Origin of the sequence: Streptomyces sp. GS7, from assembly GCF_009834125.1 — a bacterium.
Taxonomy (GTDB): Bacteria; Actinomycetota; Actinomycetes; order Streptomycetales; family Streptomycetaceae; genus Streptomyces.
On record NZ_CP047146.1, the window covers coordinates 4066351 to 4085631 of the forward strand.

General features: G+C 71.3%; 19 protein-coding genes and 2 pseudogenes. 15 read left to right on the forward strand and 6 right to left on the reverse strand.

Annotation, left to right across the window (positions count from 1 at the left end):
• Nucleotides 1-259 precede the first annotated feature (259 nt).
• Both GR130_RS17855 and GR130_RS17860 read left to right on the forward strand, forming a co-directional pair.
• Nucleotides 260-808, forward strand: coding sequence for a CBS domain-containing protein (locus GR130_RS17855; protein WP_236573126.1), 549 nt, complete (start codon nucleotides 260-262; stop codon nucleotides 806-808).
• A 499-nt stretch (nucleotides 809-1307) separates the two neighbouring features.
• A complete protein-coding gene (locus GR130_RS17860) occupies nucleotides 1308-2447 on the forward strand; it encodes a molybdopterin dinucleotide binding domain-containing protein (RefSeq protein ID WP_328707557.1) in 1140 nt (379 codons plus the stop codon).
• Nucleotides 2448-2768: 321 nt separating this feature from the next.
• Here the strand turns inward: GR130_RS17860 and GR130_RS17865 are convergent.
• Nucleotides 2769-3152, reverse strand: a pseudogene (locus tag GR130_RS17865) (polyphosphate kinase 2); the annotation flags it as partial.
• Between the two features lie 204 nt (nucleotides 3153-3356).
• Between GR130_RS17865 and GR130_RS17870 the strand changes: the two are divergent.
• A complete protein-coding gene (locus GR130_RS17870; RefSeq protein ID WP_159505651.1) occupies nucleotides 3357-4040 on the forward strand; it encodes a CBS domain-containing protein in 684 nt (227 codons plus the stop codon).
• 37 nt (nucleotides 4041-4077) lie between these two features.
• Here GR130_RS17870 and GR130_RS17875 read toward each other — a convergent pair whose 3' ends face one another.
• The gene (locus GR130_RS17875) at nucleotides 4078-4962 is read right to left on the reverse strand and encodes a universal stress protein (RefSeq protein WP_159505652.1); all 885 of its coding nucleotides are present in this window, start codon (nucleotides 4960-4962) and stop codon (nucleotides 4078-4080) included.
• A gap of 247 nt (nucleotides 4963-5209) precedes the next feature.
• Between GR130_RS17875 and GR130_RS17880 the strand changes: the two genes are divergently transcribed.
• The 6 genes and pseudogenes from GR130_RS17880 (at nucleotide 5210) to GR130_RS17905 (ending at nucleotide 8950) form a co-directional block, all read left to right on the forward strand.
• Nucleotides 5210-5884, forward strand: coding sequence for a CBS domain-containing protein (locus GR130_RS17880; RefSeq protein WP_159505653.1), 675 nt, complete (start codon nucleotides 5210-5212; stop codon nucleotides 5882-5884).
• Nucleotides 5885-6078: 194 nt separating this feature from the next.
• The gene (locus GR130_RS17885; RefSeq protein ID WP_443043618.1) at nucleotides 6079-7680 is read left to right on the forward strand and encodes a GNAT family N-acetyltransferase; all 1602 of its coding nucleotides are present in this window, start codon (nucleotides 6079-6081) and stop codon (nucleotides 7678-7680) included.
• A gap of 126 nt (nucleotides 7681-7806) precedes the next feature.
• Complete coding sequence (locus tag GR130_RS17890; protein ID WP_159505654.1) at nucleotides 7807-7944, forward strand: hypothetical protein; 138 nt, start codon at nucleotides 7807-7809, stop codon at nucleotides 7942-7944.
• Nucleotides 7944-8039, forward strand: a pseudogene (locus tag GR130_RS40570) (CBS domain-containing protein); the annotation flags it as partial. The gene GR130_RS17890 and the pseudogene GR130_RS40570, both read left to right, overlap by 1 nt.
• Before the next feature lie 199 nt (nucleotides 8040-8238).
• Nucleotides 8239-8502: a hypothetical protein gene (locus GR130_RS17900; protein ID WP_159505655.1), complete on the forward strand. Its 264-nt coding sequence runs from the start codon at nucleotides 8239-8241 to the stop codon at nucleotides 8500-8502.
• A gap of 13 nt (nucleotides 8503-8515) precedes the next feature.
• Entirely contained in the window at nucleotides 8516-8950 is a 435-nt protein-coding gene (locus GR130_RS17905; RefSeq protein WP_159505656.1) for an Hsp20/alpha crystallin family protein, read from the forward strand.
• Between the two features lie 75 nt (nucleotides 8951-9025).
• Here GR130_RS17905 and GR130_RS17910 read toward each other — a convergent pair whose 3' ends face one another.
• Nucleotides 9026-9301, reverse strand: coding sequence for a DUF1876 domain-containing protein (locus GR130_RS17910; protein ID WP_159505657.1), 276 nt, complete (start codon nucleotides 9299-9301; stop codon nucleotides 9026-9028).
• Between the two features lie 130 nt (nucleotides 9302-9431).
• Nucleotides 9432-9938, reverse strand: coding sequence for a hydrogenase maturation protease (locus GR130_RS17915; RefSeq protein WP_159505658.1), 507 nt, complete (start codon nucleotides 9936-9938; stop codon nucleotides 9432-9434).
• A 175-nt stretch (nucleotides 9939-10113) separates the two neighbouring features.
• On the opposite strand from GR130_RS17915, the gene GR130_RS17920 reads away from it, so the two are divergent.
• The 6 genes from GR130_RS17920 to GR130_RS17945 all read left to right on the forward strand — a co-directional run bounded on the left by GR130_RS17920 (nucleotide 10114) and on the right by GR130_RS17945 (nucleotide 15792).
• Nucleotides 10114-11268, forward strand: coding sequence for a 4Fe-4S dicluster domain-containing protein (locus GR130_RS17920; RefSeq protein WP_159505659.1), 1155 nt, complete (start codon nucleotides 10114-10116; stop codon nucleotides 11266-11268).
• The gene (locus tag GR130_RS17925) at nucleotides 11265-11750 is read left to right on the forward strand and encodes a Crp/Fnr family transcriptional regulator (RefSeq protein ID WP_201305272.1); all 486 of its coding nucleotides are present in this window, start codon (nucleotides 11265-11267) and stop codon (nucleotides 11748-11750) included. Before GR130_RS17920 ends, GR130_RS17925 begins: the two co-directional genes overlap by 4 nt.
• Nucleotides 11747-12571 carry an FAD/NAD(P)-binding protein gene (locus GR130_RS17930; RefSeq protein ID WP_236573128.1) on the forward strand — a complete coding sequence of 275 codons (825 nt, stop codon included), beginning with the start codon at nucleotides 11747-11749 and terminating at the stop codon, nucleotides 12569-12571. The genes GR130_RS17925 and GR130_RS17930 overlap by 4 nt, the downstream gene beginning before the upstream one ends.
• A 1-nt stretch (nucleotide 12572) precedes the next feature.
• A complete protein-coding gene (locus GR130_RS17935; RefSeq protein ID WP_159505661.1) occupies nucleotides 12573-13391 on the forward strand; it encodes an oxidoreductase in 819 nt (272 codons plus the stop codon).
• Entirely contained in the window at nucleotides 13388-14758 is a 1371-nt protein-coding gene (locus tag GR130_RS17940; protein WP_159505662.1) for a Ni/Fe hydrogenase subunit alpha, read from the forward strand. Before GR130_RS17935 ends, GR130_RS17940 begins: the two co-directional genes overlap by 4 nt.
• A gap of 155 nt (nucleotides 14759-14913) precedes the next feature.
• Nucleotides 14914-15792: a universal stress protein gene (locus tag GR130_RS17945; protein WP_159505663.1), complete on the forward strand. Its 879-nt coding sequence runs from the start codon at nucleotides 14914-14916 to the stop codon at nucleotides 15790-15792.
• A gap of 14 nt (nucleotides 15793-15806) precedes the next feature.
• Here GR130_RS17945 and GR130_RS41365 read toward each other — a convergent pair whose 3' ends face one another.
• Entirely contained in the window at nucleotides 15807-17363 is a 1557-nt protein-coding gene (locus tag GR130_RS41365; RefSeq protein WP_268977923.1) for a flavin monoamine oxidase family protein, read from the reverse strand.
• A gap of 791 nt (nucleotides 17364-18154) precedes the next feature.
• On the reverse strand, nucleotides 18155-18694 hold the full coding sequence (locus GR130_RS17955) for a DUF2231 domain-containing protein (protein WP_236573130.1): 540 nt from the start codon (nucleotides 18692-18694) through the stop codon (nucleotides 18155-18157).
• Nucleotides 18695-19281 lie beyond the last annotated feature (587 nt).

A 19281-nucleotide genomic window follows, 5' to 3' on the forward strand; every position in this document is an offset into this window, starting at 1 on the left:
GAGGAGCTGTGAAGCGTGCCGAAGCACTGGAGATGGTGAAGGAATCGCAGGCCGAGATCGACCCGGACGCCGACTTCACGAAGCTGGGGCCTGGCGACACGCTCCGGGATGCTCTGGAACTCCACTCGCTCGACTTCCTCAGCTTCATCGAGATCCTAGGCAAACGTGGCGCGGTCAGGACCGATGACGAGGACACCCCACACCTCAGTAAACTGGTGGACAGCGGCGCCCCCCTCGTGGCCCGCGCGGAGCATAGGCCATGGTCGAACGTGTCGGGACGCCTTCGCTCATCGTGCTCGTGGGGTACGCGACAGCACGTTCCACCAGGGAGATCGTGGCCGAAACCGAAAGGAGCCGGCCGATGAACGTCTCAAAGTTGATGAGCGCTCCGGCGGTGGCCGTTCCGGTCGGGACGGACCTACGGGAGGTGGCCCGCCAGATGGAGGAGTACGGGGTCGGTTGCCTGGTGGTCACGGACGGCGGGAGGCTGCAAGGCATCGTCACCGACCGCGACCTCGCGGTGCGCATGCTGGCCAGGGGACTGGACGCGGGGGAGCGGGTGGATGCGGTGATGACCCTGCCCGTGATCACGGTGGACGTGAACGACGACGTTTACGACGCATACCGCGCGTTCCGCAACTCCGGGGTTCGCCGCCTGCCCGTACTGGATGGGCACCGGCCCGTGGGCATGCTGACCGTGGACGACCTGCTCATGGACGTCTTCCAGCGGGTGGGTGATCTGCTGGGCCCGGTTGCCTGGAGCATGGTGGAGGGATCGTCCGGGTCGTGCACCACGGATCAGAGCTGAGTGCCCGCCTGCGGCGTGTCCGCGCACGATGGTCACGGTAAGTCCGTCCACAGCGCCGGCCATTTCCGGTGACCGTGCGGAGCAGTTTGGGGGCACCGGGCTGTGTCGCCCAAGCCGAGCGAGCAGCCGCCGATGGGACGGGACGTACCTCCGGACGGGTGTGACCGCACGGGTGTCGTCACCGGGGTTGGTCGCCTCGATATGACGGGCGTCGGTCGCCGGATGCGGCGTCCTGTGGCCGCCGTGACGATGAGGGCATGGTTCCCGTCCCTGCCGCCGACCGTTTCGGCGCCTTCCGGGCTCTCGCCGACCGGCGGGGGAGGCCCGGAGGCCGGTTGATGGGATTCCTGGCCCGGACCAGGCCAGGCACGACGGACAGCTCTGGTACTTGGGCGCCGGCCGTCGCGGTCGGTGTCGGCCTGCCGGCCGTCGCCGCGCGCGAGCCGGCCGGGCACCACGCAGACCTGGCCACCCCGCACTGCCGCCGCCATGTACGGGTGTGCGTCGCCACGGCTTGCTGCGCCGCGAGGGTGGCCGGCACTTCGCGGAGGCGGAGCGCGAGCTGGGCGTCGACGACGGAAGCGCCGCCGCCGGCGGGTCGGTCTCGCTCCAGGCAGTCCGCTGCCTTGGGCACTGCTATACCGGGCCCGCCGCCCTTGACGGTGAGACGCCGTGGCCCTGCCCGGACGCCGACCGGCCGGGCGAGGCCAAGCTGTACACGGGACGGTTCGCCACCGCGGACGGGCGCGCACACCTCGCGTCCTGCCCCTATCTGCCCCCGGGTGAGCAGGCCGCCGACGACTACCCGCTGATCACGGTTACACGGCGGCGGCCGGCCCACTCCAACTCCGGCAGCATGACCCGGCGTACGACCAACCTCCTGCTGGAATCCGCCGACTGGCTGGACCTCCACCCCGATGACGCGGACCGCTACGGCCTGCGCGACGGTGATCCGGTCAAGGTCGAAAGCCGCCACGGCGAGGCCAGGCTCCTCGCGCGGGTCAGCGGTGAGGTGAACCCGGGTCAGGTCTTCAGCGCGTTCCACTTCCCGGCGAACGGAGTGAACCGGCTGACCTCCAGCCACGCGGACCCAGTGCGGGCCCTTCGGTGGCGTGCTCAGCGTGGCCATGATCTCCCAGGTCGTCACGTTGACGCCGCACAACGCGCATACCGAACCGTGACGTCATGCCTCCAGCGAAGGCTGGTGTCTTCCGCCGGCGCCATGTTGGCTCCGTCCGCGGCCCTCTCCGAGCGGTCCGGGACGTGCGCCGCCGCCGTGGGCGCCGCGGGTGACGAGCGTGTCGTCATGCCTCTCAACCACTACGTGAAGTCCTGCGACGAGATCACGCCCGTCCCTCGACCGGACAAGGAGCGGAAGGATCTCTACGCATCTGTCCTGGACCAGACGGCTCTGCGCGCGGTGTACGAGCTCTTCAGCGCCGATACCGAGCACGTCGTGCGATCCATTGCGTTGAACGGGCGTGTAGCCACGATCGACCGGGCCACCGGACGGGAGGTGCCCCCGTGCCTCGTCAGCCTCCAGACAGTTCGGGACGAGTTCGAACAGCTTGTGCTCACACAGGTGGATCCGCGTGCCTGCCTGAAGCGGCCGCGCTCACTGGTCTCGCTGAACCCGTAGAAGCCGGAGCCCGGTTGTCCGTTCGTCACTTTCGATCTGAGCGGGTTCCGGCTCATGGACAGCATGGACGCGGTGGCTGGACTCGACCGTCGCCGGGCGCTGATGGACCTGACGCCAACGGAGTTCGAGCAACCGGTGAGGCAGCTCTTCCGGTCGAGGCCGCGAACGGCAGTACTTTGCGGATGTCTGGTCCGCTGTGCTGCATGGCGGGCCGACCGCTGTCCATGGGCCACCGCCGAGGCCGCGAGGTCGGATCGTTGTCGGGGATCCAGCGGCAGCGGTCCAGGCGGTCAGGCATCGTAGGACGGGGAACCGTTGTTACTCGGCGGGTGTGCAGAAGCCCATGACCCGCTCGACGCCGGCCCGGTTGTACCAGCTGCGGTCGAACAGCACGATCTCGCCGGTTGCGGGAAGGTGTTGGGTGTAGCGCTGGAAGTACCACTGGGGGCGTTCGCGCTCGGTGGGTGGGGGCAGCGCGACGATGTGGGGCACCCGGGGGTTGAGGTATGCGGTCACTCGCTTGATGGTGCTGCCCTTCCCGGCTGCGTCCCGCCCTTCGAAGACGACGACGAGCCGGGCGCCCTTGGCGCGGACCCACTCCTGGAGCTTCACCCGCTCCGTCTGCAGGCGGTACAGCTGGTGTTCGTACCGTGCCTTCGACAGCTTCCGCGTTCCGCGGCTCCTGCCTTCCTGGCCGTCCGCCATGTACCGACGGTCGGAGCGCTGGGCCGGTGCGGGCGGGCAGTGTGGCCAAAGCGGGTCCGCCGGAGCTGCGGCGTAGGGCAGGGGAAAGGGCCGGACGGCCCTGTGCGGACGAGTTGGTGCGTCGCAGGCTGAGGAGTGATGTCGGACCGGGAGCACCCGCACGGCAACCGTGTGCCGCGGAGCTGGTCCCGAGGAGGCGCCACCATGCCGAACACTCCGCACGGGGTCAGCGATGTCATGACGCAGCCTGTGGCAGCCGTGGACCGTGAAGCCGGCTTCAAGACGATCGTCGAGACCATGCAGCGGTGGCGGGTGAGCGCCCTGCCGGTGCTCTCGGCGGAGCGGCGGGTGGTCGGCGTGGTGTCCGAGGCCGATCTGCTGCCCAAAGAAGGGTTCCGGGAGGCGGACGCGGACCGGCTTGAACGTCTGCGGCTGTCCGACGACGTACGCCGGGCGGAAGCCCTGACGGCGGGCGAGCTGATGACCAGCCCCGCGGTGACGGTGCACGGCGATGCGGCCCTGGCCCAGGCGGCGCGGACGATGGCCACGGCCTCGGTCAAACGTCTGCCGGTCGTGGACGGCAACGGCCTGCTGGTGGGCATTGTCAGCCGTGCCGACCTGCTGAAGGTGTTCCTGCGGTCCGATGAGGACCTTGCGGAGGAGGTGCGGCGGGTGCTCGTGACGTTCTTCGCCGCGCCGACGAAGGGTCTGCACGTCGAGGTTGGGGACGGCGTGGTCACGCTGAGCGGGCGGATGCGGGACCGGTCGCTGGTGCCTGTGGTGGCGCGTCTGGTGCGCGGTATCGAGGGGGTGGTGGACGTGGAGTACGACGTAACGGGTGTCGCGCCGGTACGGGTCGGTCCGTCAACGGAGGGCTCGTCGCTGTGACGGCTCGCCGAGAGGCGCGTGGTGCCTGCGCGAGTGCTCAGCCGTGCGGGACGACGGCGACCGGGGCGAGGCAGTGGTGCAGGACGGCGTGGGCGATGTGCCCGATGTGAGACGGAGCCGGCCGTGCCGTGCGGCGGTGACGCCCGATGACGACGAGTGCCGCGTGGGTGGCGGCATCGAGCAGGTGGTGGGCCGGCTCGCCGATGACAGCCTGCGCCGCCAACTCCACGCCCGGGTATCTTTCCTGCCACGGTCGCAGCGCCTGGCGCACGGAGTCCCGCTCGCCGGCCGAGAGGTCGGAGCCGAACCTCAGCGCCGCACCGAGGCCGTAGAGGTGATACGGCGGTGGGTTCCAGCCGTGCACCACCACCAAGGGCGCGGCGCGCACGGCCGCGGTCTCGAAGGCGAAACCGATCACCTCGTTGCAGGGGCGGCTGAGATCCAGGCCGAGGACTACCGGAAGGGGCGGTCCTGGTTCTGCACCGGGAGGTGGTTGTTCCACTGAGCGCCCGGCCCGGACGAGGACGACGGGCGCTTCCGCGTGGGCGACGGTGGCCATACTCACCGAGCCGAGCAGGAAGCCGGTGAGTCTCCCTGCACCGACTGTGCCGATCACCAGCATCTCGGCGTCCTTCGCGGCCTGGCACAGCACATCCCGTGGTGGGCCGACGACGAAGTCCGCCGTGATGTCGAGGTCCGGGTGGAGCTGCCGCAGTCGATCGGTCAGCTCCTGGGGACCCCCCTGCGACCAGCGGCGGGCGGCCTCCGGCCCGGCGGGTGGGGCGTGGGAGTGGGGTTGCCGCTCCCAGGCGTGGAGCAGCCGCAACGGCAGGTCCCTGAGCACCGCCTCGCGGGCGCCCCAGTCCGCGGCGGCCAGGCTCGCGGGCGAGCCGTCCACACCGACGGCAACGGGGCGCGACATGCCCCACCTCCCAGACGATGGATGAGCGCGTCGTCGCTCCCAGACTGCGCGGTGTGCTCGCCTCGCGGGAGGGGCCGCTGGGCCCGAGGGAGGTCTGGTCGGCCCCCGCGCGGGGCCGGAGCTGCGACGCGTGCGCCGGTCGGTCGGCGGAGGTAGGGCCGTACGGCCCCTGCCGGAGGCGGACGGCCAACCGCACGCTGAAGGTGTGTCGCAGCCCGGTAGAGCGGTCGCAGGAGGAGGCGGCGTCATGGCGCACACCCCGCACACGGTCAGCGACGTGATGACCCGGACGGTGGTCGCCGTCGGTCAGGAGGCCCGCTTCAAGGAGATCGTCGAGACCATGGAGCAGTGGCAGGTGAGCGCCCTGCCGGTGCTCGCGGGGGAGGGGCGAGTGATCGGCGTGGTCTCCGAGGCCGACCTGCTGCCCAAGGAGGAGTTCCGGGACGCGGCACCGGACCGGATGGAGCAGCGGCAACGTCTGGCGGACCTGCGCAAGGCCGGCGGTCTCACGGCGGGCGAGTTGATGAGCACCCCGGCGCTGACGGTGCGCGCGGACGAGACCATCGCCCAGGCGGCACGCACGATGGCGCGCAAGTCGGTCAAGCGGCTGCCCGTCGTCGACAGCCACGGCATGCTGCAGGGCGTCGTCAGCCGCGCGGACCTGCTGAAGGTCTTCCTGCGCTCCGACGAGGACCTGGCGGCGGAAGTACGGACGGAGATCGTCGACCGGCTGTTCACCGGGACTGCGCAGAAGGTCGAAGTGAGCGTCGAGGAGGGCGTGGTGACGTTGCGCGGACCGATCCGCGACACTGCGCTGCTGCCAGTCCTGTCCCGCCTGGTGCGGGCGGTCGAGGGCGTGGTGGACGTGACGTTCGACGTCCGCACGGCTCCGACGACGGAGAAGCGCACGGTGGCCGGCTGAGGGAAGGCGTCGGTGCGCGGAATGCATGGCAGGCGGCGGGACGCACGGGAACGACCGTCGCGGAGGCGCGGCCAGGCCCGGGGAAGGACGAGGTGCGATGACGGAAACGGCGTCCGTGGTCCGCGCGGTGCGCGCTGCTCGCCGACGGGAGTACGGTCCGGCTGCGTCCCGCGTGCCCGGAGGACCGCGCGCAGGTGCTGCGCTTCTACGGCGAGATGTCGGCGGACAGCCTGCGCCGCCGGTTCTTCGTGGTGAGCCGCCGCTCCGGTGAACGGGCGGCCGACCGGCTCTGCGTGCCCGACACCCCCGGACACCGCACTTTGGCCGCCTTCCAGGGCGACCGGCTGGTCGGTGTCGCCGAGTACGAGACCGGCGACGCTCCGACCACCGCCGATATCGCCCTGGCGGTCGCCGACGACTGCCACCGCCGCGGCGTGGGCACCCTGCTGCTGGAGCACCTCGTGCACACCGCCCGCGAGAACGGCGTCACCGCCTTCACCGCCGACCTGCTCGCGGACAACCACCCCATCCACCGCGTCCTGGCCGATCTCGGGCTGCGCGTCACCCGGCGGTACGAGGGCACCACAGTGCACGGTGTCATCCGCCTCGAACCCGACGAGAGGTATCTGTCCGCCGTGGATCTGCGGGGGCGCACCGCCGACACCGCGAGCCTGCGCCCGTTGCTGCGGCCCCGCTCGGTCGCGGTCGTCGGAGCCGGGACCCGACCCGGGTCGGTGGGGCGGGCGGTCCTGCGCAACCTGCGCGGCGGCCACTTCCGCGGGCTCCTCCACGCGGTCAACCCGCATGCCCACGCGGTCCTGCACGTCCCCGCGTTCTCGTCCGTCGGCGACCTGCCGGCGCCGCCCGACCTCGCCGTCATCGCCGTACCGGCGGCGGACGTCCCCGGCGTCGCGGCGCAGTGCGGCCGGGCCGGGGTGAAGGCGCTGGTGGTGGTGACCGCCGGCCTGGACGCGGACCGGACCGCGGAGTTGACGGCGGCCTGCCGCCGCTGGGGCATGCGGATGGTCGGACCCAACTGCCTGGGCATCGCCAACACGGAACCGGGCGTCCGGCTCGACGCGACCTTCGCCGTCGGCCGGCCGCTGTCCGGCACCGCCGGTGTCGCCGTGCAGTCCGGGGGTGTCGGCATCGCGCTCCTCGACGGGCTCTCCCGCCTCGGCATCGGCGTCTCCAGCTTCGTCTCGCTCGGTGACAAGCGCGATGTCAGCGGCAACGACCTCCTCCAGTGGTGGGAGTGCGACGAGCGCACCGAACTGGCCCTGCTGCATCTGGAGTCGTTCGGGAACCCCCGGGCCTTCTCCCGTACGGCCCGGCGCGTCACCCGGCGCATGCCGGTGCTCACCGTCGACGCCGGACGGTCGGCGGCCGGCCGCCGGGCCGCCGCCTCGTACACCGCCGCCGCGCCCACGCCCACCATGACCCGTAGGGCGCTGTTCACCCAGGCCGGTATCACCGCCGCCCACACCCTCGGGGAACTCCTGGACACCGCGGCGCTGCTGCACTCCCAGCCGCTGCCCGCGGGCGAGCGGGTCGCCGTGATCTCCAACGCCGGTGGGGCCGGCGTCCTGGCTGCCGACGCCTGCGCCGACGCGGGGCTGGCCGTACCGGAACTTCCCACGGGGCTCGCTCAGGAACTGCTCGCCATGCTTCCAGCAGGCGCCGGTACCGGAAACCCCCCGGTCATCGCGCGGCCCGACGGCAGCACCGTCGTGGACGCCCGGGTGCGACTGTTGCCGCGCCGGGCGACCGACCCCTATCTGCGCCGGCTCCCGTGAGGCCGGCGGCGGACGGCGGGACGCGCGCAGGAGGGAACCGAGATGAAGCGGCGACGGGTCGGGGTGGTCATGACCGGCGACGTCGTCTGCGCGCACGGCGGGACGTAGGCCGCTGAACTGGCGCGGTTGACGGCTGAGTTCGGCATCAGCGGCGTGCCGGTGGTCCACCGCGACGACAAGGTGCTCGGGGTCGCCTCGGCCACGGACCTGGAACGTGCGCGCCGGACGGGCGACGGCTCTCCAGACCGCTCCGCGCAGATCTGATGTCCAGCCCCGCCCACACCATCCGCGTCGGCGACTCGGTCGTCAGAGCCGCCCGTCTGATGTCCTCGTACCGCATCGAGCGACTCCCGGTCGTGGAGGAGGAGGCCCGCCTCGTCGGCATGCTCACCCGGCGCGATGTTCTCAGGGTCTTTGCCCGCTCCGACGAGGAGATCCGTGACGAGGCCATCGACGAGATCGTGGTGCGGACGATGTGGCTGAACACGGCTGGCGTCTGCGTCTCCGTCCGGGACGGTGTGGTGATTGTCGGAAGGGTCCCTGGAAAGCAGTGGCCAGGTGGCTGCCCTGGTCCGGATGATGCGGCAGATCGACGGCGTGACCGCGGTGGTCGACCGGCTCAACCACCGGCGGGCGGGGCCCTGGCGGGGGCCGGAGCGGGATCCGGAGGGCGATGCGCCACCGCCACTACCGTCGTTCCTTCGCCGTACCGCGGGCCGTTCGGCCCGGGGCCCAGCGCCCATCGGCTCATTGGCCGACAAGGAGCCGGGGAGCAGGCTCGACGGCAAGGGGCAGGGTTCCACCGCCCTGGGGCCATCTTGACTGAGGAGCAACGATGGGCAACGTACTGCAACGGCACCCGGCACGCACCCTCTCGATGCAGGACGTGTTCGACCGGCTGGAAGGCGGGATCCTCGGAGGGCCGTGGCACTTCGGCACACACGAGATCCGCATCGAAGAACACCTGGCAGAGGACGCGTACCAGGTCAAGGCGGAGCTGCCGGGCATCGACCCGGAGAAGAACCTGGAGATCGACGTCACGGGTGACTTCCTGACCATCCGCGCCGAGCGCGAGGAGCGCACGGAGACCAAGGAGAGCTCGGAGTTCCACTACGGCTCGTTCGCACGCGCGGTGCGGCTGCCCGCCGGGGCCCGCGGCGACAGGGCGACCGCCGACTACTCCGACGGCATCCTCACCGTCCGGGTACCGCTGGAGGCGGCGAAGGGCGAGACCACCAAGATCCCCGTCACCCGGACCCGGCCCAGCTGAGTCGCAAGGCGACGGAACAGGAAAAGAAGGCCAGGGCCGAGGCGCGATCCCAGAGCGATCACCACCGGCCCTGCGTCACGTGGTCACCTTCGTCGAGCGCCGCAGCGACTCCCGTACGCCCTCCAGGTCGTCGGACGCGGTGCGCGCCAGTTGTCCGGCCAGGTCGCTCATCGCGCGGCTGGCGGCCAGTTCGTCACCGATCTCGGGGACGTTCGGGTCCTGCGGATTGCACCGGGCGGTGCCGTGCCCGGTGAGCATGGTGGCCCCGGTGTCGAGAACCACATGGGCCTTCGTGGTGCTCCCCTCCTCGAAGAGGTGCAGCCGTACCTTCCACTCGACGGTCCTGGCCATGACATACCTCCTGTGGCGACCTCCAGGATCGGCCCGCGCCACGGGAGCGCGACAGGGCTGAAGCGCCTTCTCCCATGAGCCGGCCGGCCCTTCGTCCTCTCGCCTCGCGACGGCGGGACGGACGCTGACCTCAGCCTTCGCCATCCGCCGCTCCACCGCAGTGCACGAGGTCGTGCTCGATCCGTGCGACCAGCGGGGGAACGGCGGCGGCGACCGACGGCGACAGGGTGGTGCCCGGCCCGGTGTCCGCGGCTTCCACCGCGTAGACAAGCAGTTCCCCCGGCAGCCGACCTAGTACACGAGCCAGCTCCACGGCATCGCCCAGGGTGAAACCATGCGAACTGGTCTCGCTCCAGGGGCTGCGGGAGAGCGCGTCGTGAATGCGGAACCGGTGGACGTGGCCTGGCCGGGACGGACGGGAACGGGCCGCGTCCACGACGATCGCCCGGTCCGCACCCTCCCAGGCACTGATGAGCCGGGCGGGTTCCCCATCGGTGCGGAACAGAGCGACGCCGCGGGGGAGCCGGCGCCGCGCGAGTTCGGCCACCACCGCCCACCCCACGCCGTCATCGCGACGGTGGTCGTTGCCGATGCCGATCACGGCGATCCGTGTGGGGGAGCCGGAGGAACGATCCATGCCGTCCGTCCTTCCCCGCCCCGGCCGCCGCGGAGCCGTCCGAAGGCGCCCCCGGGGGCCGTCCGAGGTACAGGCAGCGCTGTATGGAGCACACCTCCGATCTGTCGGCCCCTGCAGAGATGGTGACCGGCCACATACTGACCGCGTTGGAGTGATCTGCACCGGAAGGCGGCCGATGACGGGCGAGGCACCCACCGCGGTGATCGGGACCGACGGGATGGCAGCACTGATCCGGATCCTCGCCGCGCGAGGCCGTACCGTCATCGGCCCTACCGCGCGCGACGGAGCGATCGTGCTGGCCGAACTCACCGACGGCGACGAACTGCCCTACGGCTGGGGCGTGGAGTTGGAGGCCGGGCACTACCGTGTGCGGCCCCGCGAGGACGGAGCGGCGTTCGCGCACAGCGCCGGACCTCAGTCGTGGAAGACCTACCTGCACCCGCAGCGCGAGCGGCAGTGGAGCGCCGACCGCGGATCCGACGGCGCCTGGGTCGTGACCGACGACGACACCCCGCCGCCGTCGTACGCCTTCCTCGGCGTCCGGCCCTGCGACCTGCGGGCGATCGCCGTGCAGGACCGGGTACTGGCCGGCGGGCCGCACACGGACAGCCGGTACCGAGCCCGTCGCGAACGGGCCTTCCTGGTCGCCGTGGAGTGCACCGAACCAGGTGCCACCTGCTTCTGTACCTCGATGGGCGCCGGCCCAGCCGCCGACGGCGGCTACGACTTGGCGCTGACCGAGGTCGTCGACGACAGCGGCCACCGCTTCTGGGCGCGGGCCGGTAGCGACGAGGGCGCATCGGTACTGGCCGAACTGCCGCAGCTGCCGGCCGACGCGTCGCTCGCCACCGTGGCACGGGAGAAGGTCGCTGCGGCGGCCGACCGGATGGGCCGCACCATGCCCGAGGTGGACCTTCAGGTGCTGATGCGCGAGACCCTGGACGCCGACCGCTGGAACGACGTCGCCGCACGTTGCCTGAGCTGCGGCAACTGCACCATGGCCTGTCCGACCTGCTTCTGTACCTCGGCTGAGGACGTGACCGACCTGACGGGCGACCACGCCGAGCGGTGGCGGCGCTGGGAATCCTGTTTCGACCTGGAGTTCACCCATCTCCCGGGCGGGCCGGTCCGCGCCTCCGGCCGCAGCCGCTACCGGCAGTGGGCCACCCACAAACTCGGCACGTGGTTCGACCAGTTCGGCAGCTCGGGATGCGTGGGCTGCGGGCGGTGCATCGTCTGGTGCCCGGTCGGCATCGACATCACCGAGGAAGCCCACGCGCTGAACGCGGAGCGCGCGGCGGGCGGCGGGCCAAGGGAGGACACTTCGTGACCACTGACCGACCCGGCTTTTTCGGTGCACTGCCGCCCGTACACCGTGACCGGCTGCTCGCCTTCGCCCGCGAGGTCTCCTTCCCGGCGGGATTGCGGATCTTCGACGAAGGCGGTGTGGCCGACCGGTTCTGGGTCATCCGCTCCGGGACCGTGGCCCTCGACGTGTACGAGCCGGGCCGCGGCACGGCTGTCGTCGAAACCCTCGGTGAAGGTGAACTCCTCGGCTGGTCCTGGCTGTTCGCGCCCTACCACTGGCATCTCGGCGCGCAGACCCGCGCCCCGGTATCGGCGTACGAGTTCGATGCCCGGGAGGTCCGGGACGCGATCGACGCGGACCCGGCCTTCGGGCTGGCGGTCACCCGGTGCGTCGCCGCGGTGGCGATCGGCCGGCGGCTGCGTGCCTGCCGTACCCGCCTGCTGGACCTGTACGGCCCGCCCGGCGACGTGCGGCAGGCCGGGGCCGGGGAAGTGGCGCCGTGACCGCGGCCCGCCCCGACGCGGTGCCGGTCGTGTACCGGGTGGCCGGGCGCACCGACGAGACCTCCGACACCGCGGAGATCGTCCTCGATCCGGTGGCCGCGCCGCTGCCGCCGTTCGTCCCGGGCCAGTTCGCCATGGTGTACGCCTTCGGCATCGGTGACATCCCGCTCTCGGCGAGTGGTGTGGACGGCCACCGGCTGACCCACACCGTCCGCGCGGTCGGCGCGGTCTCGCGTGCCCTGCAGGGCCTGCCGCCCGGCGCGACGGTCGGGGTCCGCGGGCCGTTCGGCATCGGATGGGAGCTGTTCGCCGCCCAAGGACGCGACGTGTTGGTCGTCGCCGGGGGACTGGGCCTGGCACCCCTGCGCCCGCTGGTCCGCGCCGTGCTCGCCGCACGCCGGCAGTACGGGCGGCTGACCGTCCTCATTGGCGCCCGTACCCCCGGTGACCTGCTCTGCACCCGGGACCTCGATGACTGGCGGGCCGCCGGTGCGCGGGTCGAGGTGACCGTCGATCGGCCCGATGACAGCTGGCAGGGGGACGTAGGAGTCGTCACGGGCCTGCTGGACCGGTCGGAGTTCGACCCCGCGAACACGGCGGCCTTCGTCTGCGGACCGGAGGTGATGATGCGGGCCACCGCCCGTGACCTCGTCCACCGCGGACTCGCCCCGCACCGGGTCCGGATCTCCTTGGAACGCACCATGCACTGCGGCACCGGCCACTGCGGGCACTGCCAGCTCGGTCCGCTGTTGCTGTGCCGCGACGGCCCGGTCGTCCCCTGGGATATCGCCGAACCCCTGCTCTCGGTAAGGGAGTTGTGAGATGACGGTCACCCCCGATCCGGCCAACCCCGATCCGGCCGTGCCCGTTCGACGCCCGGAGCTGGCGGTGTGGAAGTTCGCCTCGTGCGACGGCTGCCAGCTCACGCTGCTCGACTGCGAGGACGAACTCCTCGGCATCGCCGAACAGGTCCGGATCACCCATTTCCTGGAGGCGTCCAGCGCCCCCGGACCGGGCCCCTACGACCTGTCCCTGGTCGAGGGATCGGTCACCACACCGCAGGACGCCGAACGGATCCGCCGCATCCGCGCCGCCTCCCGCCGCCTCGTCACCATCGGCGCCTGCGCCACCGCCGGCGGCGTCCAGGCGCTGCGCAACTACGCCGATGTCGCCGAGTTCCGGGCCGCGGTCTACGCCCGGCCCGACTACATCGAAACCCTCGCGACCTCCACCCCCATCAGCGCCCACGTCCCCGTCGACTTCGAACTGCGCGGCTGCCCCATCGACCGCGGCCAGCTCGTCGAGGTCATCACCGCCCACCTCGCCGGACGCACCCCCGACGTCCCCGCCCACAGCGTGTGCTTCGAATGCAAGCGCCGCGGCACGGTCTGCGTCACCGTCGCCCACGGCACCCCCTGCCTGGGACCGGTCACCCACGCCGGATGCGGTGCGCTCTGCCCCGCGTACGACCGGGGCTGCTACGGCTGCTTCGGCCCGTCGGACTCCGTCAACTTCCCCTCGTTCATCCCACTGCTCCGCCGCGACGGCATGGACACCCTCGATGTGGTGCGGGTGCTGCGCACCTTCAACACCGCCGCACCGGAATTCGACGCGGAGTCGCGGAAGGAGGCCCGGCAGTGACGCACCGGGAGACCAAGGTGCTGCGCGTGGACTCGCTCGCCCGTGTGGAGGGCGAGGGCGCGCTGCACCTGCGCCTCGACGGCGGCCGGGTCACCGAGGCGCACCTGAAGATCTACGAACCACCCCGGTTCTTCGAGGCGTTCCTGCGCGGTCGCTCCCACATGGAGCCGCCCGACATCACCTCCCGGGTCTGCGGAATCTGCCCGGTCGCCTACCAGATGAGCGCCTGCCGCGCCATCGAGGACGCCTGCGGCGTCACCGTGGAGGGACAGCTCGCCGCCCTGCGCCGGCTGCTCTACTGCGGCGAGTGGATCGAGAGCCAGACCCTCCACATCTACCTGCTGCACGCTCCCGACTTCCTCGGCCACGACAGCGTCATCGACCTCGCCCGCACCCATCCCGCCCACGTCGAACGCGGGTTGGCCCTCAAGCAGACCGGCAACGCCGTCATGGAACTGCTCGGCGGGCGCGCCATCCACCCCGTCAACGTCCGCCTCGGCGGCTTCCACCGCGTACCGGCCAAAGGGGAACTACGGCCACTGGCGGAACGGTTGCGGCGGGCCCGCGACGCCGCGGAGGCCACCGTGCGCTGGGTGGCCGGCTTCGACTTCCCCGACGCTGGCTGCGACCACGACTTCCTCGCACTGGCCGAACCCGGCACCTACGCGATCGGGGCCGGCACCCCCACCGCGATGCCGGCCCCGGGCAGCGCGGGCCTGCCGCCGGACAGTGACCGCGCGCTGTCCCTGCGCACCTTCCCGGTCCGCGACTTTCCCGAGCACGTGATCGAGACCCAGGTCCCGCACTCCACCGCCCTGCACTCACGGCTCGACGGGGGCCGCCACCTGACCGGCACGCTCGCCCGCTACGCCATCAGCGGCCGGTGGCTGCCGCCCGACGTGCTCCGCACCGCCCGCGAGGCCGGGCTCGGCGACCCCCGCGAGGGGACGGTGTGCCGCAACCCCTTCCGCAGCATCATCGTCCGCGCCGTCGAGGTGCTCTACGCCGTCGGCGAGGCGCTGCGCCTCATCGACGCCTACGAGCCGCCGCCCCGCCCGTACATCGACGTCCCTCCGCGGGCGGCCACCGGCCACGGCGCGACCGAGGCACCCCGCGGCCTCCTCTACCACCGCTACACCCTCGACGCCGGCGGGACCGTCACCGATGCCGCCCTGGTCCCGCCGACCGCCCAGAACCAGGCCGCGATCGAACACGAACTGCGCCGCGCCGTGCAGCACCGCCTGGACTCCGGCGGTCACCCCACCGACGCCGAGCTGACCGCGCTGTGCGAACGGGTCATCCGCAACCACGATCCGTGCATCTCCTGCTCCACCCACTTCCTCGACCTGACAGTCGAGCGGGAGTGACCGCCGGAAGATCCCAGGCTGGGGCGAAGGGGGGCCTCCAGACCTCGTGGGGGCCCACCCGGCCCTGGCGGAGCCGGTACCCGCGCGCCAGGCTTGGAAGCACAGGGTTCCGGTCGGGCCCCCTCCGGCGGCCCGTCTCCGGAAGGAGATGAAGCATGAGCAGCTACGACGCGCGCAACCCCGTGATGGTCGGAGTCTCCCACTCGCCGACGGCCGCGACTGCGGTGGCATGGGCGGCGGACGCGGCGGCTCGGCGTGGCCGGGAGCTGTGCCTGGTGCACGCCCAGGAATGGCCCGCCGGAGCCGCGCCGAAGGATCGGCATGATGCACCGGATCAGGCTTGGGCCTCGCATTTCCGGGCCTCGGGACGGGACCTGTTGCAGCACTGCAAGGACGCCGCGGCCGAGCAGGTTCCCGGTCTGCGGATCACGACGCGTCTGGAGGACGGCCACCCGGCGGCTGTGCTGCGGGAGGCCGCGGAGGACGCCGCCCTGCTGGTGGTCGGCACCCACCAAGTGTCCGGTCCAGGGGAGGCGGTCACCTTCACCACGGTCGGCCGGTCCCTCGTCGGGCACCCTCCGTGCCCGGTGGCGCTGGTCGTCGGTGACACCTCGTGCTACGACCCCCTCGGGCCGGTGATGGTCGGGGTGGACGGTTCTCCGGCATCGGCTCCGGCGGTGGCCTTCGCCTTCGAGGAAGCCGCGTTGAGCGAGGCGGACCTGCTCGCGGTGCAGGTGCGACGGCCGCGCCGTGGCGACTGGCCGGACGCCGTCCAGGAGTCCTTCATCGACGTGTCGGAGGCACTTGCCGGGTGGCGCGAGAAGTACCCGCAGGTCGTGGTGCGGGAAAAGGTGGTGATGGGCCAGCCCGCGGTGCAGCTGGCCGAGGAGGCTGCCGCGGCACGCTGCCTGGTGGTGGGCTCCCGTGGGCTGGGCGGTTTCCGCGGGATGGTGCTGGGCTCCACCAGCCGCACGCTGGCACACTTCGCGCCGGGGCCGCTGGCGGTGGTGCCCCAGGCGGCCCGTACGGACTGAGGAGCGGGCCGGGGCTACCACGCAGCGGTTGCCGGGCGCTGGGAGTCAGCCCCGGGGGTCCGCCAGGCAATCCCACCGAAGACCAGCGCCGTCGTCGTCGCGATCAGCGGTGTCCGCAAGCCTTTCCGAAGCCTGGGGCTGGCACCGTCCGCTCTGCGCAGCCAGGGGTGCGTGCGGGCGCGGTGCTGGTCTCGGCATGCCCCGTCGGTGTGTTCGGGGGAGGCGCCGGCGGGGGCTGCCGTCCCGCGGGCGTTGTCGGCCGCCCGGTGGGGACCTGGTGGACGAACTCCGGTTGTGTCGTGGGGTCGGCTGGTCCAGCCGGCGATCTTCTTGGCTGCGAGGAGGCCCGACCGGTAGGCGCCGTGGACGGTGGCGTGGTCCTTGCGGTCCGTCGCCTCGCCGGCGAAGTGCACACGGCCGTCCACACTGGCCGCGAGCTGGTCACGCATGTCGGACGTGGCGCCGAGCTTGGTGAACGAGTACGAGCCATGTGCGTACGGGTCGGAGGCACAGCGGGTGATCTGGTAGCCCGTCGGCGCGGGGATGCCGCTGCCGTAGATGGTCTTCAGGGTGCTCATGGCACTGTCGACGATCTCGGTGGCGCTCCAACTCCCGATGGTGCGGCCGAAGTCGGCGGCATTGAAGCCGAGCAGCGCCGGCTGGCCGGTGAGGCGGGCGACGTTGACCCACTGTGCCCACCGTCCGTACTCGTCGACGTCCGGCACGTACTCCAGCCAGCCGGTGTCCGCCCAGAACACCTTGGGGAAGCGAAGGTAGCACTTGTTGAGCACGCCCATGCCGAGCTTGCTGACAGCGGTGGTCTTGGGCTGGGGCAGACCGGGGCCGAACGTGACCGCTCCGCTTTGCAGCACACCCAGCGGCAGCGTCACCACCACGTGGTCGGCTTGGAAGGCGCCTTTGTGGGTAGTGACCGTCACACTGTTCGAAAGGTCGGACCAGCCCAGCGCGTTCTGGACGACGCTACGGATTGAGGCATCCTCGTCGTCCTCCTTCTGGAATGAGGACAGCGCCTTGGCGGTGGCCTCCTGCCAGCGTTGGAGCGCCTGGGCCTGCGCGCCCTCGATCTCCCGGCCGTCGGCTAGGTAGTCGGTAGCGCTGTCGAGGTCGGTCACCACTGTCTTCGCGCCGGCCTTCTTGGCCAGATCGGTGATCGGGTTCTCGTCGATGCCGTGGATCCAGGACGCGCCGAGATCGAGCGGCACACCGGACCACTGTTGACTGGTCCAGATGCGCCCGCCGATCCGGTCCCGCGCTTCGAGCACCGACACGTCGTGGCCCTTGTCGGCCAGGTAGCGGGCGGCGCCCAGACCGCTGATCCCGGCGCCGACGACATCTCCTTCTTGCGCCCGGACGGGCCCGGCGTGCCGTTCTCGTCCCCGTCGTCCCCGTTGCCGTCGCAGGCGGACAGGGAGGCGAGAAGGGCGAGACTGGGCAGGCCCAGGTCCACGCTCTGCGAGAAATGTCGCCCGGCCAGGACTCGGGACTGCTACGCAAGGACATGCCGGCCGCCTGGCTGACCTCGACGTTCTGCGGCCTGGCCGAAACCGCATGGGAGCTGACACTCGAAGGCCACATGGGCTCCCGTCAGGCCCCGGACTTCATCACCTCGATCCTGCTGCACGGCGGGGTGCCTGACCACGCCTCAGGCGATCGAGGGCGGACACGGGACGCTCGCACCGGTCGACCCTCGCGCGTGAGGCCGCGTTGCCGGCCTGTGGCCGTGAACGTGCGCACCCTCGGCCCGCTGTTCCTGAATCCAATCCAACAGGCGGCCTGTAGCTGCGCCTTCACCCGCAGCACCCGTACCGCGACGAACCGGCGGGCGGCTTCATGGCGGCGACCGCTTCGGACGAACGACAAGAACTCGACAGCCAACTCGCCCCATCGCCTACGAAGCAGCCTCCGGAACAACGTCGCGCAGGCCCGCCTTGGCGGTTCACTACGGAGCAAGTCCGTTGCGTACTCCGGCGGTTCGAGACCAACGACGTCGGAGAGTTCACCCGCCGACAGGCACCATTCGGTGCCTGAAAGGACGGAGGTGACGACCCGTTCCCGGTGGCCGTAGCGGCCGTGGGGTTCGTCGGCCCGCGTCGCTTTGGCCTGTCCTTCGGGAAGGCCAACCGGGAATCCGCGCCCAAGGTGGTCGTGTACGCGGCCACGCTGCTGGCCGACTTGACGCGACATGGACTGATCGACGCCGGCACGGTCCGGCCCGTTGAACGGTCCGGGGCCGTGGACTTCTTCCAGGGCCTATGTGAAGCCCTGATCAACGAGGCAGCTGCCTTCACTCTGACCGATCGGACAGGACTTGGAGCGGCAGGCATTGGCACGCGCCTGCCGCTCACCGGCCTCCGGTTTCGGGTGTGCTCGTGGTGGAGAAGTTGTTGTGCCAGGCGGCCCGCGCTCCCGAATCCCCGATGCGATAGGTCTGCACGACCGCACCGGCCCCCAGCACCAGCGACACCACTACCGCAGCCGCCTTCAGGGCACCCCGTGCGCGTGTACCTGGCTGTTCTCCCTCGGCCACTGCGGCCGGGGAGCCGGTGCCGGCCAGGGGAGCGGCCCCGGTGCGGCGCTGCATCCACCACAGAGCCACCGCCAGCGCGAACAGGCCCACCGTCCATGGCAAGAGGCCATCCCCCAGCTCGGCATGCTGGCGTACCAGAGGGTCGCGGGGGACGTGGTGTTTGAGCCACTCTCCCGCGTGGGTGGTGACCGGCACGCTGACCAGCGTCACCACGGCCAGCGCCGGAAGGGCGAGTCCGAACCGCTGGGTCAGGCGGGGCCACGCGGCGCATGACACCAGTGCAAGCGCGGTAAGTGGCACGAGGATGACCACGACGTGAACGAAGAGCGCATGCGCGGGTATCCCGTTGATCATCGTAGGGCCCATGGCCTCTCCCTGCTTCTGAAGTAGCTGGCGGGCCGCAATCTACTACAGACGTGTAGACGCTTATAGCCGGTCCACGGCATCCAGATCCCCTCGAACTGCCCCCGCAGACACCCCTGTTAGGGGGGCGAACTCCTCGACCGGAAACGAGCGTGAAGCGGCCCAGACCGCCTGTACCGCTGGCCTACTGAATGAGGTCGTCGAGCAGCCCCTTCCCCTGGTAGGTCTTCTTGTGCGTGAGCAGGACATCGAGGTGTTCCATCAGCTCGCTGCGCGCTGCCAGGGCCTGGTCCGGGGCGCCGACGAACAGCAGATGGAGACGGGATTCGAAGAAGTCCCAGCAGAGGGGGGAGGTGGCGCAGGGCCTCGAAACGCGGGCCAGGTGAAGGGAAGTCGGGATGCTGGCGGTCAGTGGAGATTCGTGGATCGCTCAGCGGTCGCCGGGCGGCTTCGTAGCCGGTCACGGGCCAGACTTCACGCCCGTCGCAGAGCCGCACCCGGGACAACGGTCCCTGGGCGGCGAGGGGAAGTAGCTACCAGGCGGCTCGTACGGGCACGTGCGGTTCTGCGGGAAGGCG

Bases quoted from the DNA above. Each gene is read 5' to 3' on its own strand.
- GR130_RS17855 (WP_236573126.1), top strand. From the start codon at position 260: ATGGTCGAACGTGTCGGGACGCCTTCGCTCATCGTGCTCGTGGGGTAC.
- GR130_RS17870 (WP_159505651.1), top strand. From the start codon at position 3,357: ATGCCGAACACTCCGCACGGGGTCAGCGATGTCATGACGCAGCCTGTG.
- GR130_RS17875 (WP_159505652.1), bottom strand. From the start codon at position 4,962: ATGTCGCGCCCCGTTGCCGTCGGTGTGGACGGCTCGCCCGCGAGCCTG.
- GR130_RS17880 (WP_159505653.1), top strand. From the start codon at position 5,210: ATGGCGCACACCCCGCACACGGTCAGCGACGTGATGACCCGGACGGTG.
- GR130_RS17905 (WP_159505656.1), top strand. From the start codon at position 8,516: ATGGGCAACGTACTGCAACGGCACCCGGCACGCACCCTCTCGATGCAG.
- GR130_RS17910 (WP_159505657.1), bottom strand. From the start codon at position 9,301: ATGGCCAGGACCGTCGAGTGGAAGGTACGGCTGCACCTCTTCGAGGAG.
- GR130_RS17915 (WP_159505658.1), bottom strand. From the start codon at position 9,938: ATGGATCGTTCCTCCGGCTCCCCCACACGGATCGCCGTGATCGGCATC.
- GR130_RS17920 (WP_159505659.1), top strand. From the start codon at position 10,114: ATGACGGGCGAGGCACCCACCGCGGTGATCGGGACCGACGGGATGGCA.
- GR130_RS17935 (WP_159505661.1), top strand. From the start codon at position 12,573: ATGACGGTCACCCCCGATCCGGCCAACCCCGATCCGGCCGTGCCCGTT.
- GR130_RS17945 (WP_159505663.1), top strand. From the start codon at position 14,914: ATGAGCAGCTACGACGCGCGCAACCCCGTGATGGTCGGAGTCTCCCAC.
- GR130_RS41365 (WP_268977923.1), bottom strand. From the start codon at position 17,363: ATGCGGTTTCGGCCAGGCCGCAGAACGTCGAGGTCAGCCAGGCGGCCG.
- GR130_RS17955 (WP_236573130.1), bottom strand. From the start codon at position 18,694: ATGATCAACGGGATACCCGCGCATGCGCTCTTCGTTCACGTCGTGGTC.